The 13,553-nt window shown below is 45.7% G+C and carries 14 protein-coding genes; 8 read left to right on the forward strand and 6 right to left on the reverse strand.

All coding sequences use genetic code 11. The features are described 5' to 3' along the window. Positions 1–4 precede the first annotated feature (4 nt). The 4 genes from AC27G9_RS07080 to AC27G9_RS07095 all read left to right on the forward strand — a co-directional run bounded on the left by AC27G9_RS07080 (position 5) and on the right by AC27G9_RS07095 (position 5,933). Positions 5–2,668, forward strand: coding sequence for a TonB-dependent receptor (locus AC27G9_RS07080; RefSeq protein WP_487072502.1), 2,664 nt, complete (start codon positions 5–7; stop codon positions 2,666–2,668). Between the two features lie 70 nt (positions 2,669–2,738). Continuing rightward, entirely contained in the window at positions 2,739–4,706 is a 1,968-nt protein-coding gene (locus tag AC27G9_RS07085) for a sulfotransferase (RefSeq protein WP_487072504.1), read from the forward strand. 76 nt (positions 4,707–4,782) lie between these two features. Then, positions 4,783–5,331: a hypothetical protein gene (locus tag AC27G9_RS07090; protein WP_487072506.1), complete on the forward strand. Its 549-nt coding sequence runs from the start codon at positions 4,783–4,785 to the stop codon at positions 5,329–5,331. A gap of 59 nt (positions 5,332–5,390) precedes the next feature. Next, positions 5,391–5,933, forward strand: a complete 543-nt coding sequence (locus tag AC27G9_RS07095; protein WP_487072508.1) for a DUF5655 domain-containing protein — start codon at positions 5,391–5,393, stop codon at positions 5,931–5,933. Positions 5,934–5,949: 16 nt separating this feature from the next. Here AC27G9_RS07095 and AC27G9_RS07100 read toward each other — a convergent pair whose 3' ends face one another. Beyond that, the gene (locus AC27G9_RS07100; protein ID WP_487072510.1) at positions 5,950–6,891 is read right to left on the reverse strand and encodes a nucleoside hydrolase; all 942 of its coding nucleotides are present in this window, start codon (positions 6,889–6,891) and stop codon (positions 5,950–5,952) included. A gap of 90 nt (positions 6,892–6,981) precedes the next feature. On the opposite strand from AC27G9_RS07100, the gene AC27G9_RS07105 reads away from it, so the two are divergent. Then, complete coding sequence (locus tag AC27G9_RS07105; protein ID WP_487072512.1) at positions 6,982–7,638, forward strand: Crp/Fnr family transcriptional regulator; 657 nt, start codon at positions 6,982–6,984, stop codon at positions 7,636–7,638. Here the strand turns inward: AC27G9_RS07105 and AC27G9_RS07110 are convergent. Next, complete coding sequence (locus AC27G9_RS07110) at positions 7,635–8,384, reverse strand: helix-turn-helix domain-containing protein (RefSeq protein ID WP_487072514.1); 750 nt, start codon at positions 8,382–8,384, stop codon at positions 7,635–7,637. The genes AC27G9_RS07105 and AC27G9_RS07110 overlap by 4 nt on opposite strands. A 119-nt stretch (positions 8,385–8,503) precedes the next feature. Here AC27G9_RS07110 and AC27G9_RS07115 point away from each other — a divergent pair, with 119 nt between their 5' ends. From AC27G9_RS07115 to yiaA, 3 genes are read left to right on the forward strand one after another with little or no spacing between them, the layout of a single operon-like run. Continuing rightward, a complete protein-coding gene (locus AC27G9_RS07115; RefSeq protein WP_487072516.1) occupies positions 8,504–8,851 on the forward strand; it encodes a hypothetical protein in 348 nt (115 codons plus the stop codon). 9 nt (positions 8,852–8,860) lie between these two features. Then, a complete protein-coding gene (locus AC27G9_RS07120; RefSeq protein ID WP_487072518.1) occupies positions 8,861–9,652 on the forward strand; it encodes a DUF2145 domain-containing protein in 792 nt (263 codons plus the stop codon). Positions 9,653–9,661: 9 nt separating this feature from the next. After that, positions 9,662–10,135: an inner membrane protein YiaA gene (gene yiaA / locus AC27G9_RS07125; protein WP_487072520.1), complete on the forward strand. Its 474-nt coding sequence runs from the start codon at positions 9,662–9,664 to the stop codon at positions 10,133–10,135. 71 nt (positions 10,136–10,206) lie between these two features. Here the strand turns inward: yiaA and AC27G9_RS07130 are convergent, their stop codons facing one another. The 4 genes from AC27G9_RS07130 to rapZ form a co-directional block, all read right to left on the reverse strand. Beyond that, the gene (locus AC27G9_RS07130; protein ID WP_487072522.1) at positions 10,207–11,403 is read right to left on the reverse strand and encodes a serine hydrolase domain-containing protein; all 1,197 of its coding nucleotides are present in this window, start codon (positions 11,401–11,403) and stop codon (positions 10,207–10,209) included. Between the two features lie 89 nt (positions 11,404–11,492). Continuing rightward, complete coding sequence (locus tag AC27G9_RS07135) at positions 11,493–12,344, reverse strand: DUF417 family protein (protein WP_487072524.1); 852 nt, start codon at positions 12,342–12,344, stop codon at positions 11,493–11,495. A 76-nt stretch (positions 12,345–12,420) separates the two neighbouring features. Next, positions 12,421–12,696 (reverse strand): HPr family phosphocarrier protein, encoded by a 276-nt coding sequence (locus AC27G9_RS07140; RefSeq protein ID WP_487072526.1) that lies wholly within the window; start codon positions 12,694–12,696, stop codon positions 12,421–12,423. Further along, positions 12,693–13,538 (reverse strand): RNase adapter RapZ, encoded by an 846-nt coding sequence (gene rapZ, locus AC27G9_RS07145; protein WP_487072528.1) that lies wholly within the window; start codon positions 13,536–13,538, stop codon positions 12,693–12,695. Before rapZ ends, AC27G9_RS07140 begins: the two co-directional genes overlap by 4 nt. Positions 13,539–13,553 lie beyond the last annotated feature (15 nt).

A 13,553-nucleotide genomic window follows, 5' to 3' on the forward strand; every position in this document is an offset into this window, starting at 1 on the left:
AAAAATGCACAAAAAAAAGTTGAGTTGTGCGGTTCTTGCTGCATTGGCGTCTATGGCGGCCAACGCTCAAGAAACAGATGCCGACGCCAGAGCTAAAATCGAGACGATTGAAGTCACGGCAACAAAGCGAACCGAATCTATTCAAGATATTCCAGTTGCGGTGACAGCACTAAATGGTGAGGCGTTAGAAAATTTGGGGGTAGACAACTTCCAAGACTACGTCGAGTTTTTACCCAATGTTGTATTCCAAGGTACTGGGCCAGGGCAAAACGAAATTTATATTCGCGGTGCGGCGACAACACAAACCTCGATTGCCGTGTCTTCGGTACAGGCGATTCAGCCCGCAGTAGCGTTCTATTTGGATGAGCAACCTGTGTCTATGCAAGGCAGAAACTTAGACATTTTTGCTACGGATATTCAGCGTATCGAAGTATTGCCTGGGCCACAAGGGACGTTGTTTGGTGCCAGCTCTCAGTCAGGTACAGTGAGACTCATCACTAATAAACCAGACCACAGCGGATTCTCCGCCGGTATTGATACCGATTTAGGTTTCACCAAAGGCGGTGAGATGAGCAATACCCTTGAAGCCTATTTCAATTTTGCCGTTACCGACGATTTTGCCGTTCGTGTCGCTATGTACAACGACCGTCAAGGCGGATGGATTGATAATGTACTTAACGACCCAGCAAATGGCGGGTATGGCGGAAGTGTAGAAGTCATAAGACGGGTTTCGGGTTATGCGGGAAGCCCAGGTGTACTCGAACCTAGCACGACGGCTATCAGTGCACCGACTAACGATGAATTGGTTGAGGACGATTTTAACGACGCTACTTACACTGGTGCGCGTGTTGGAGCGTCATACCATATTAATGACGACTGGCATTTATTGGTCCAGCATACCGAGCAAACGCTGGATACTGAAGGGGTGTTTGCTTACGACCCCAACCTAGACGGTACATCGTCAGCGAATCGATTTGTACCGGAAGAAAACAGCGATGAATTTGGCTTAACGACCTGGACGTTGGAAGGCAGGTTGAAGAAGCTTGATATCGTCTATACCGGTGGTTACCTCGATCGTGAAATCAATTCGACCATTGATTACACAGGGTATACCAACGGCGGATCTTTCTCTGCTTTTTATACCTGTTTGTATTCGGGCCTTCCGGCGGAGGAGCAAGCTTGTTTCGATCCAACGGGCTTTTACTTGGAAGAAACGTCTACAACACGTCTAACTCACGAGTTCAGAGTCAACACTGACGCAGAAGAGAGATGGCGACTCACCGCAGGTGTGTTTTACGACGACCAAGAAGTGGCCTCTGTTGGTCGGTTCCAATTGGGCAGTTTGGATATCCCAGGGTTTCGTAACAACAGTGCCATGTTAGCTGGGACTGAAGGGATCAATTCTAATGGTGGCCCGTTCTCACCCGAAGTCAGCTTTGTTAACGACGTTACCCATACTATCGAGCAAATCGCGGTATTCGGTCAGTTAGATTTTGATATCACAGATACACTGACAGCGAGTTTTGGCGCGCGATGGTATGAGATTGAAGATGAGTATAAAGGGGCGACGACTACCGCTGACGTGAGCGGCAGATTGCGCGCATTTGGCTCCGGTGAACAAGCCATTCTGAATTTCCCCGGTTTAGGGCAAGATTACATTGACGCCATTAATGCCGGTCAACTGGACGTTTCTCTGTTAGACAGCGATGGCGTACTGACGGTGGATGACACCATTTTTAAATTCGGCCTAGACTGGAAAGTGACAGAAGATATTCTTTTGTTTACTAACTACTCTGAAGGGTTCAGGCCTCCGGTGACTAACCGAGTCGGCGGTAATCCAGCAACCTCAACCGAAGGCGCATTTGCCGATTTCCGTATCCCAGTTTACTCGTTAACCGATACCTTGGATAACTATGAAATCGGTATGAAAGGGGATTTCCTCGACGGTATCTTGCGCGTCAATGCTACCGCCTTTTACTCTGAAATCACCGATTTACAAACCTCTCGATTTGACCCAACTAATATCAGCTTTTTGGTCTTCACTGATAATGTTGGCGATGCTGAAATTCGGGGACTTGATGCCGATATAACCTGGTTGGCAACAGATGATCTCATTATCGATGCAGCATTTAGCCTACTCGACACTGAGTTGGTAAGCTTGAATCCTGAGCTGGTGGGTATTGCGCCGCCAGTGGGAAGCCGATTACCTTACTCCGCGGAATTTAGTGGCAATATCAGAGCTCGCTATTTTTATGAACTCGAAAATGGCATGACTGGATTCGTTAATGCATCTGTCAGCTACACGGGCGATCGCTTAATGAATATGACTGCAGATGCTTTTGTGTTTGAAGATGCCAGCCAACTGATCTACGGACGAGGCTCTGGCTTGGAAATCGAGCGAGAATTGTCTGCAGCGGACTACGCGGGTGTGAATTACTTGGACCGCAATGGCAACGCATTTGAGGGTGGTCGCTACGTTGCAGGGGATTATGCTATCGCTAATCTTGTATTTGGTCTAACAAATGATGAGTGGAAGGCAGAGTTGTATATCGACAATGTGTTTGATGAGAGCGCTACGCTCCATATAGACACTCAGCAATTTACGCCTAAAGTCATCACGAATCGACCGCGGACGATTGGGTTGCGTTTTTCTTACGATTTCTTGTAAGTTAAGCGTAAGTTAATTGAGAGGGGAGGCAAATGCTTCCCCTTTTTCAGGTCAACAGCACGCCAGTCCTATGACACAAAATACCCTTGATGTTGCAATTCAAAACGCGACTAAAAGCTTGAAACAAGCTGAATTTATCCGGGCTATCGCCTATCTCAAACCGCATGTCGATGATGTGTCAGACGTCGATTCTGCCGAAGCGGCATACCTGTACGCTGTGGCCTTGCGATACAGTAATCAACCTCAACAGGCACTTGCTACCATTCAAAAAGTGGTTGCTTCTCAACCCGAGCATGGTCGAGCACTTCAAGAATCAGGTTATTGTTATTTGGCGGTGGGACAAAAAGATGCCGCCGCAAAAGCGTTTTTTGACGCGACCTTGGTCAATCCTGCATTGATTGCGAGTTGGCAACAGTTGCGCCATGCATACGAATCACTTGGCGAAAGTAAAAGTATTCAATATGCCACCGAAAATCTTCAATTTTGGCAAGCTTTACCCAAGCCATTATTAGGGGCGGCGCAGCTACTCTATGATGGAAAAAGGGCGCAAGCGGACCAAGTGTGCCGGCAATTCTTACGAGATCACAAGCATCACCCTGATGGTTTGTACTTACTTGGATTGATAGGCGTCAAAATGGAACAGTACGCTGATGCCGAATTCATTTTGGAAACTTGTATAGCCTTGTCACCACAGCACGTTAGAGCCCGATATGAATATGGGATGTTGTTAAATCGCTTAGGTAAATTCGAGTCCGCTAAAGCGCAAGCCGAAGCCCTTCTGGCCCAACAGGCGAACAATGCGAATTTTTCCATCCTACTTGGTATTGCACAAATTGGCTTAGGCAATTATCGCGAGGGTATCACCCTATTTGTCCAGGTGTTGGAGGAAGAGCCCAATAGAGCGTCTCTTTGGTTACAACTCGGTCACGCCTACAAAACCTCAGGTGAGATTGACTTGGCGATAGAGGCTTACCAGAGAGCTTATACCGCAAGACCTCATTATGGTGATGCATATTGGAGCCTGACAAATACCAAGACTTATTCATTGTCAGACAAAGAAATCACCGATGCTTGTACTTTGATAGAAGCGGGTGGGCTAAACCGCGAGGATTATGTTCATTTGTGTTTTGCGATTGGCAAAACCTACGAAGATAGAAAAAGCTATGCTGATGCCTTTCGTTATTATCAAAAGGGAAATGACAAGCAATATGTCGCCAGCCACTATTCTCCAGATTTGACATCGAATGCCGTTGACCAAAATTGCAGGGTGTTTAATCAAGCACTGTTCGAGAAATTGAAAGGGCGGGGTGAGCAAGCGTCTGGCCCCATCTTTATTGTGGGGCTGCCTCGAGCAGGCTCAACACTGATAGAGCAAATTTTAGCGAGCCATAGTCAAATTGAGGGGACGATGGAATTGCAAAATATCCTCTCATTGGTAGCTCGTCTCAGCCAGCCTAATGCGGGTGGTGATAACTATCCAGATATATTGAGCCAGTTGCCAGACTCATATTTTCAACGTTTTGGTCAACAGTATTTGGAGCAAACCCAGCAACACCGTTCGGGATCGCCACTTTTCATCGATAAAATGCCAAATAATTTCATGCACATTGGGTTGATAAAGCTCATCTTGCCCAATGCAAAGATAATTGATGCCCGCCGAGAGGCGATGGCCTGTTGTTTCAGTGGTTATAAACAACTGTTTGCTGAAGGGCAGAGTTTCAGTTACGACCTAACGGCGCTGGGGCGCTATTATCGTGATTATGAACGAATGATGGCACATTGGGATAAGGTATTGCCGGGGCAAATCTTGAGAGTAAATCACGAAGATGTGGTCGATGATCTGGAAGGGCAGGTGAATAGGCTGCTTCATTTTATTGACGTGCCTTTTGAACAGCAATGTATCGAGTTTTATCAAACCAAACGAGCAATCAATACCCCCAGTGCTCAACAGGTAAGGCAACCTATTTATCGCAGCGGGCTAAATCAGTGGCAACACTTTGCGCCTTATCTCGAGGAATTGAAACAGGCTTTGGGCTGATTCAGCACAAAAACTTGTTTTTGCGCAAAATTACGTCAATGATGAGAATTCTCACTTACGCAAGGAAGGTCAAAGTATGGGATACACATTACCTTTTCATTGGCAGCAATGGTTAAATGCCGTTTCAGGTTTTTCGTTCGTCGCGCCGATTCGAGTGATCAAACGCATTGCTACGCAACATGTTGAGCTAACAGTTTTGATGTTGTTTGTTGTGTGTATAGCGCTTTACAACAGTTATGAAATAAGACGCACAGCTGCAATCGTCGAAGCACCGCAGATCAATGATTTTTTTCTGGTCGACTATTTTGAGTTGGACCCCACCTCTGACGGGCGGTTCCGTTATGTGCCCCTGCGAGTAATGGAGATCACAGATCAAGGTATTGAATTTCGCGTGGGCAATATCGCACATACCACCCCGGTGTCAGCAGCCAAACACTTCCAGTTTGATCGCGCTTTGTCTTTACGCAATTTTTATCGTGTCGATCGTTTGTTTTTGCCATTTGATAAAATTGCTTCGTTACACCAAACGGGAGTGATTTACGCTGCACGCAGACCTACTCAAATTTATATCGACGGTTGGATGGTGATGTATCAACACGAAATGCGCGTTGATGATAACCCCTAAAGGGGAATCGTGTTTTCTTGATTTTCCACTACACTCGTATGACAACCTGAGGGGGAAATATGGATAAAGCGCTTGAAACCATGATAGCCAACATGCCGGAGAAGACGGGCAAAAGTTTGGAACAATGGTTCGGAATTTTGGCTGACGGTGATTTTGAAAAGCATGCTATCGCAGTTAAGTTTCTCAAAGAGCAGCACGGTGTGACGCATGGCTTTGCCAATACCATCGTCAAATTATTTAATGATCAGCAAAGCCCACAAGAGGACTTAGTTGCCTTACAGTACAAAGGCAAGGAGGCACTACAGCCCATATATGACGCCATCATTGAGTTTGTCACTGATCTTGGGCGCGATGTCATAATCACGCCTAAGAAAGCAACAGTCAGTGTGATTCGCAAACACCAATTCGTCTTGATTAAACCCGCAACAAAAACGCGAATCGACTTAGGTTTAAAACTTAAAGGGGTTGCAATTACAGGCTGCCTTGAACCGTCCGGCCCGTTTGGAACCATGTGTACACATCGAATTCAAATCACCCATCTTGACGACTTCAATCCGGAGGTCAAAAAGTGGATTACAGACGCCTATCAAATGTCGGTGTAGGCCACCCTGTTTCGATTTAAGTCGATTTCGAACTGGCCAATAGAGAAAACAGTTTTTGCTTAAACATGCCATCTTTAATCGCTAAAATTGTTCGTGTATTGGCTGGTTTACCGCTCAAGTGGGTTGAATCGATAACGTATTGGCCGTAACTTTTTTCACTTTGGTATTCAATCCAGCCGTATGCCTGGATGTCACTTTCGACAATATCTGGGTAAAGCGCGACTGCCATTGCGGTAGGATCAGGTAAATCAAACCCTATGCGTTTCTCCCTCTCTGCATTGAACGCCATCAACACTTTGTTACAACGCACGGCAAATTGACCCAGCTCACCCAGCGAATTGAGTCGCTCGATATCCTGCGTGCCGATAAACGCTTCCCCCATGCCAATTTCCCAACCGACGACCGTGAGCGGCAGCCCAGACTCAATGACCAAATGGGCGGCTTCTGCGTCCACAAAGAAGTTAAATTCGGCCACTGGTGTAATATTGCCGGCTGATAAACCCGAACCACCCATTACATACACATGCTTTATTTTCTCTACAATAGATGGGTCTTTTAGCACTGCCATCGCCATATTAGTAAGTGGGCCAAGCGTCACAATTTCTAACTCTCCGTCATATTCATTGGCGTAGCCGATGATGGCGTCCACGGCATGGTTATTGGCAATAGTGAGTGTCGGTGCCGGTAAGCCCATATCTCCCATTCCATCTTCACCATGAATATGAAGAGAGTGAAAGTGCTCTCTAAACAGAGGTTTTGTCATTCCTGCATAAACAGGGGGATGGTAGGTATTGGCTTGCTCAACACAAATCAGTGCATTTCGGGTGCATTGTTCGATATCACAATTACCCACAACCGTCGTAATTGCGACTACCTTTATGCTCGGCTCTCTCAATGCCATCAATATGGCAACGGCATCGTCAGACGCCGTATCAGTGTCAATTAGAATAGGTCTCATCTCGATTCTCTGCTCAGCATTAAAGTATGGCCATCATAATGTGGCTCCGTTATGCTAAAAAGGATATATGTCACTTTTTGGTGAATGAAAATGAAGACGGCATCGACAACCTTGTTCGAACATTATTTATTGCGACATGACTTGCACCTCTCGCTACCCAAAGCGGTTATCGACGGCATGAAACTGATTAAGCTGAAACCAGGGGAAAGGCTGTTTAGCCAAGGTGGGCCGCACACTCACTTATATTTTCTGGTAGAAGGGCAAATTGAAATAGAACACTATGATGAATCTGGCGGGCGCGCTGTGTTTTCATTTGAGTCGGCATTCTCTGTTTTAGGAGAGTTAGAGTTGTTTTTGGAAAGTGATAAAACCGTAATGACAAATGCACTTAGCATGGGCAACGCTGTAGTGTTCAAATTGTCGATAGATCTAATACGCCAATATGCCTTATCACACCCATGTTTTTTGACCTTAATGTGCAAAGCGCTAAGTAAAAAACTCTATGCATCTGCGTCACTACATTCGACCAGTCGTTTTTCGGCTAAGCAAAAAGTCTGTAAATACCTCGGCTATCTTTACCGACAACATGGTCCAGTGTTCAGCCTACAAAATAGAGAGTCTATTGCTGCTATGTTAGGCATGTCAGTGAGGCAACTTTCTCGCGTATTGTCGGAATTAGCCAACGATGATGTTATCGGGTTTAAAACGAAAACAGTGACGGTTATCGATAAATTTGCTTTGCGCTAACTATCTGATTGAGGTAGTCGGCGCATATTTTCAAACAACGAAGGCTCCCAAGGGCGCATCGCAAGAAGTAGCCCGACATGTTGTCTATCATCAATTGGGAGGGTGTTATCCTCATCACTGAGTTGTGCCGCTTCTTGACGAATTTGCTCCAGCCTTCTTTGAATGATCGCAATTGAGGTTGGGGAATATCTTCCTCGTAAATAAAATCGGAACATCCAGGGTTCATTTTTCTTAGGTGCCATGAATTTTACCATGACCTCTTGTTCCATAAATTTCTCAAGTGGACCACCTGGAATCCAGCGAAAGTCTTGAGCGATAAGCAGTTTGTAATGATTGTTAGGTAAAAGTTCGATGAGCTGCAATTTATCCAACGTCGTCATTAGCTTAATACCCTCAACCGCGTCGATGTCATAATGCTCAATCAGTTCCTCATATGTCCAACCGTCTCTTACGCAAACCGCGGCCAGAAGTAGCTTGGGGTTCGACAGCAACTCCAACTCTTGTTGTTCAGACAGCTGAGAGATCTTGGTTTGGTGTTTTTGTGACAAAGCAAACAAATCGGTCAACGATAGCCCTAAGTAATCACAAATATGTTCGAGTTTATCCAAACTGAATGCTTGAAGAGAAAAGTTACGTTTAATACTGGCCTCGCTAACGGATAGTGCTTCTGCTACTTGCTTATAGGTCAGTTGATTTTCCCTTAGACATTGCTTGAGGGTGTCATAAATGAGTGAAATTTGGCTCATGGTATTAATATTTGATACTTGTGGTGTAGCTATATACTACATTTTTTTAAAAGGTTTACGAATTTAATTCTCTCACCTAGTGTAGATGGCGTTGGCAACAACACAACTTAGGAGAAAGAATGATGAAAAAGACGTTATTAACATTGATGTTGAGTGCTGTAATTTGTCAAAACGCGTTTGCCGATGATTCGGTAAATCACAGTGGTAAAGCGAGTAAGCACAGTGTCCTTGCTTCTAGTGGCAGCCTAACTACAACGGCTTCGGTGGCTAGTGCGGTAGTCGCGGTGCCAGTCATTGCAACGGGCAGTGTAATGGTCGCCAGCGGAAATGCGTTAGCCGAGAGTGCTGAAGACAGCAAACGACGTCATCGAGAAGCACATGCCGCTGAGCCAATTGTGATTACCGAAACCATTATTACCGTCGACCCTGCTCCAAACAAAGTTAAAGTGACAACGACGACACGCTAGGAGCCACCCATGAAATCTTTACTGATGATTTTATCTCTTGCTGTGGCAGGCCAATGTGTTGCTGGTAGCCAACAGCCGACGGAACCGAAGTTCAGCCCAGAAGCGATTGCAACCTTTTCTAAAGATGTTGAACATTTTGCTGCTAGCCAGGGCGCTAGAGCTTTCATTATCGCTCGTCGAGGGCGACCGGAAGCAGATTTACCAGAGGGAGTACGCTTTACGCATACTGCAATCGCAGTGTACTCCAGTATTGAATTAAGCAATGGCGAGATCGTCAAAGGCTATGCGATTCACAATTTATATCAAGATGCCCAAGATCAAGATGTGAGTCATCTGATTACTGATTATCCGGTTGATTTCTTCTGGGGCGCTTATGCATTAGAGGCCGGTATTATAATTCCTACTGTGGAATTGCAAACCGAATTGATCGCACTTTACAGCGAAGACAAAGCGAAAACGCTACACAACCCTAACTATTCAGTGATTGCTAACCCGTTTAACAGTCAGCGTCAAAATTGCACTGAATATACACTGGATTTGGTTAATGCGGCTGTTTACTCAACTACCGACATCGGCAGAATCAAAGCGAACGTCAACGCTTATTTTAAGCCAGAAGAGCTGAAAGTCAGTCGCGCAAAATTGACATTGGGCAGCATGTTCAGTGAAGGCATTACGTTAAAGGACCACAACCGAAAGGTGGTAACTGCAACATTTGGTAGCATCAGTGATTTCATGGATACCTATGACTTATCGACCACAACGGTAGTTTTTCGCGGTGTCGATGACATCAAAACGATTTAGGAGAGCGAAATGACTCATATTCAAAAACCAACTAAAGCTTTTGTCATCGCGTCTATTGTCGCACTTATTACTGGCGTCGGCGCCTACTTCATTGGGCTACTCAATGCCGCGATGGCATTAAACGAAAAAGGGTATTACCTCACCATTATGTTATTGGGTTTGTTTTCTGTGGTTTCACTACAAAAAACGGTTCGCGATAAGATGGAAGCGGTTCCCACGACCAAAGCATACTTTATTGCAGCCTGTGTCTCTACGGCCAGTGCGATTGCATTACTCGTAATTGGATTGGTCAACGCCGACTTACTGTTGAGTGAAAAAGGCTTTTTCGGCATGGCTTTTACACTGAGTATGTTTGCCGCTATTACAGTTCAAAAGAACGTGCGAGATAAGGCTGCAGTCAACAACGCTAAGCCTACTGTATTGCCTCCTGAGACAATACCCAGCCCTACAGTTGAGACTGAGAAAGTCACTCCCATTATTTAAATCGTGAAAACAGTTGGCCGCCGTGATGTGCGGCTGGCTTTTTGGGTTAGCTTAAACGCAGTTGATACACCCTAGTCAGAAGTCAGTACTTGGCTGAATATCGCCCATATCCGGTTCTGCACCGAAACCGCAACTCGAGCGTCATCTGTACTTTCTCCCATCCTCACGATGACTAAGTTTTGACTGGGGACTACATTAATAAACTGCCCCGATTTTCCCAATGCGGCATACATATCATTGGGTGCACTCTTTGTCATACTGCCGTCATACAATTCCTGTCCTGTGGCGGGTACCATAAAGGCTGCTTTACCGTTTAACCACCACAAGTAGCCGTAGGCAGGGTTGTGAGTTTGAGAGCTTGTTATCATTTGGTCGAAATACGCTTTGTCTTCGAGAATGGGCTGCCCATTCCAATCTCCTCTGTTGAGCATTAGCAAGCCAAATCTCGCCATAGAACGTGCGGTACTGTAGAAGGTCAGGTTGTCGCTATCGTCTGGTGAATACCAAAAGCCATCCATACCTATTTGCTGTTTAAGGGTATTATTGAAGAACGTTTCGAAATCACTGGTTACTGCACTTTCTATAATCTGTGTGAGCAAGGTGTAAGGGGCATTGTGATAGGCCCAGCGTTCACCCGGTGCATTGCGGAATAAGAGACAGGAAGTTAGTGTGCAGTCACTATCAGTTACAGACTCATCTAAACCTGTTGTCATACTTAGGTGATGCTTTATCGTGATGGCTTGTTCTTGTTCGCTAGTCAGTTGTGCCCAACCACTGCCGAGGTACTCTGCGGAAGACTCATCGATGGTTAAAAACGCTGCCTGTTGGGCCAAGCCAACAGTGAAGCCGGTGAGAACTTTTCCCGCCGATGCCCAATACCAATTTCTGGTGGCATCAAAGTCATTGCCGCCATTCAGTGTGGAGCCAAAGTATTCCTCAATGATTATTCTTCCGTCTTTGAGCACAATAAAGGCTCGGGTGCCGTCATTGGCTAGGTGTGACATCAATTCATTAATCGCACTCTGATTCCAATTTAGCGACTCTGGCGATGTTGTCGACCACGTTAACGAATCGTTAGGTGGAAAGTACAGCGTCTCTGACACTGGGCTGGAAGATGGGGAAGAAACTGGCGGAGTGGAGACAGGGGAAGTCGTGACATTTTGGCTGTCACTGCCTGAGCCTCCACCGCAGCTGATGCAAAGTGCGGCTGCAATGACGATAGTGATAACGCGATGACAGTAATGCAAAAGACGCAGGTGACTGATCATGGTTGGTTCGCCCCTTTATTTCACTCAGAGCTAGCATACCCAAATCACAGCCACTTGGTCATCTAGAATTCGTTACCTTTACACAATCTTTAATTTTCTTTTCTCGCAAAGAAAGGGTCACAGTCGATATCGTCATCTTCCAATGTAAACAGCACCCATAAATTAGCAATGAACCATAAGTCTTTGATGATGAAGATACCTGTACCGGTTAAAACCCCTTGGTCTACTGACGCTGAAAAGCTAACTAAAAAGGTCTGAGTCATAACAAAAACCGCACCGCTCATGAGCACGCCGAACAACAGGAATTTGCGATACACCAGGCCAAAACCGAGTAGCACTAATGCGATGATATCGTAAACGCCAATGACGTTAGATGTCTGTTGCACATCCATAAAGCTGTACATCCAAGACATGAATGGAGATGTGGCCACTAAATCTTCGATACCTTGGGCTTCTAGCAAAGTAAATTTCATTCCGCCTATCCATAGCAGTACCAATGCGACAGGAAAGTAATTGATCCAACGCAGCTGGTGGGCGCAAAGAAAATTAGGAATTAACGTTAGCCCCAGAGCCAGTAGGGCTACGTATTTAATTATTCCCTGACCCGAACCGATAGCGGGGAAACCGCCTAAGCTATCGATCCAGTGAATGTCTGAAAACAGTGTCAGTAAAGGCAGTATACTGAAAGAGACAAGCGCCAATCCGAGCCATTTGCGCAGTGCGTTGATACGAATAGCGACAAATGACAATGCTCCCAAAATGGTAAATACGCTGGCAACACCAGTGGTAATAAGCCCAGAAGATTGCTCGTTGAAATCCAAGAAGAAGGAGGCAACTTTGCTCAAGCCACCAAGGTTTCCTGAGAACATGGTGATACCGATAAGTAAAAGCGATACGCCCATGGCGAAAAGTATTGGAGTCGGGGAATAAGATGGCTTCATTGTAGGTCCTGTTAACTGCTGCTGGCTAACAAGACCCGACTACACCCGTGATAATTTCGTGATACTTTGGAAAATGTTATTCGTCTTCATTGAAACGACCAGCAATCAGCGTCTCAATGGCCGTCATTGCCGCTTGCGCGTCGTTGCCTTCACTTACCACATTGACTTGCTCGCCTTGATGACTTTCAAGCATCATTAAGCCTAATACACTATTGGCGTTCGCTTCTTTATCGCCCTTGTGCAGCGTCACATTTGCATCAAACTGATTAGCTAGCTGAACGAGTTGAGTCGCTGCTCTGGCGTGAAGTCCGAGTTTATTAACGATAGTCAGTTGTTTTTCGACTCGATTCATTGGTCCAGTTCCCTATGTCGAATTTGTACGTCCGGGTGTATCTCTTCAAAAATTTTCGCGAGACTTTGCGCGACGAATACTGACCTGTGTTGACCACCTGTACAACCGATTGCCACCGTCACGTAACTGCGATTGTTTCGCTCGAGGTGAGGTAACCAGGTGGCAATGAGGTTTTGTATTTGCAATATGAATTTAGGAACGATGGGTTGAGACCCGAGAAAATTTTCAACAGGCACATCAAGGCCAGTGAGGTGCTTAAGATCGGGTTCCCAGTGAGGGTTGGGTAAAAAGCGGGCGTCAAACACGTAATCCGCATCTTTGGGGATACCGTGTTTAAAACCGAATGATTCAAATACGAGTACTAAACGAGAACTTTTTTTGCCTAAAATTCTCTCTCTGATGAGCTCAGCCAGTTGATGGATGGAAAAGCCATCAGTGTCGATATACAAATCGGCGCGTTCAGCGATAGGGGCGAGTAACCCGGATTCGGCTTTAATGGCCTGAGACAAGGACTTATTGAGTTTGGTTAAGGGGTGTAATCTGCGTGTTTCGCTGAAGCGTTTAACTAGAATGTCGTCACTGGCATCAATGTAGACGATGGTCATATCCCAAGTGTCAGGCATGTAGTCCAGTATTTCTACAAGGTCTGCGGGATCTTTTGGTAAGTTTCGAACATCAATACTAACGGCGACTTGGTCGTATTCATCCACCACAGTGTGCGTGAGTGTCGGCAAAAGGTTAACAGGAATGTTATCTACGCAATAATAGCCTAAGTCTTCTAATGCGCGTAAGGCTACAGATTTCCCAGAGCCTGAACGTCCACTTATGATAATTAGTTTCACGGCCCCGTCTCCCTG

It is taken from the genome of Alteromonas sp. 5NS40-0096, assembly GCF_057544385.1.

Excerpts from the sequence above, each read along its gene's own strand:
- AC27G9_RS07080 (WP_487072502.1), top strand. The coding sequence starts at position 5 with ATGCACAAAAAAAAGTTGAGTTGTGCGGTTCTTGCTGCATTGGCGTCT.
- AC27G9_RS07085 (WP_487072504.1), top strand. The coding sequence starts at position 2,739 with ATGACACAAAATACCCTTGATGTTGCAATTCAAAACGCGACTAAAAGC.
- AC27G9_RS07090 (WP_487072506.1), top strand. The coding sequence starts at position 4,783 with ATGGGATACACATTACCTTTTCATTGGCAGCAATGGTTAAATGCCGTT.
- AC27G9_RS07095 (WP_487072508.1), top strand. The coding sequence starts at position 5,391 with ATGGATAAAGCGCTTGAAACCATGATAGCCAACATGCCGGAGAAGACG.
- AC27G9_RS07100 (WP_487072510.1), bottom strand. The coding sequence starts at position 6,891 with ATGAGACCTATTCTAATTGACACTGATACGGCGTCTGACGATGCCGTT.
- AC27G9_RS07105 (WP_487072512.1), top strand. The coding sequence starts at position 6,982 with ATGAAGACGGCATCGACAACCTTGTTCGAACATTATTTATTGCGACAT.
- AC27G9_RS07110 (WP_487072514.1), bottom strand. The coding sequence starts at position 8,384 with ATGAGCCAAATTTCACTCATTTATGACACCCTCAAGCAATGTCTAAGG.
- AC27G9_RS07115 (WP_487072516.1), top strand. The coding sequence starts at position 8,504 with ATGATGAAAAAGACGTTATTAACATTGATGTTGAGTGCTGTAATTTGT.
- AC27G9_RS07120 (WP_487072518.1), top strand. The coding sequence starts at position 8,861 with ATGAAATCTTTACTGATGATTTTATCTCTTGCTGTGGCAGGCCAATGT.
- yiaA (WP_487072520.1), top strand. The coding sequence starts at position 9,662 with ATGACTCATATTCAAAAACCAACTAAAGCTTTTGTCATCGCGTCTATT.
- AC27G9_RS07130 (WP_487072522.1), bottom strand. The coding sequence starts at position 11,403 with ATGATCAGTCACCTGCGTCTTTTGCATTACTGTCATCGCGTTATCACT.
- AC27G9_RS07135 (WP_487072524.1), bottom strand. The coding sequence starts at position 12,344 with ATGAAGCCATCTTATTCCCCGACTCCAATACTTTTCGCCATGGGCGTA.
- AC27G9_RS07140 (WP_487072526.1), bottom strand. The coding sequence starts at position 12,696 with ATGAATCGAGTCGAAAAACAACTGACTATCGTTAATAAACTCGGACTT.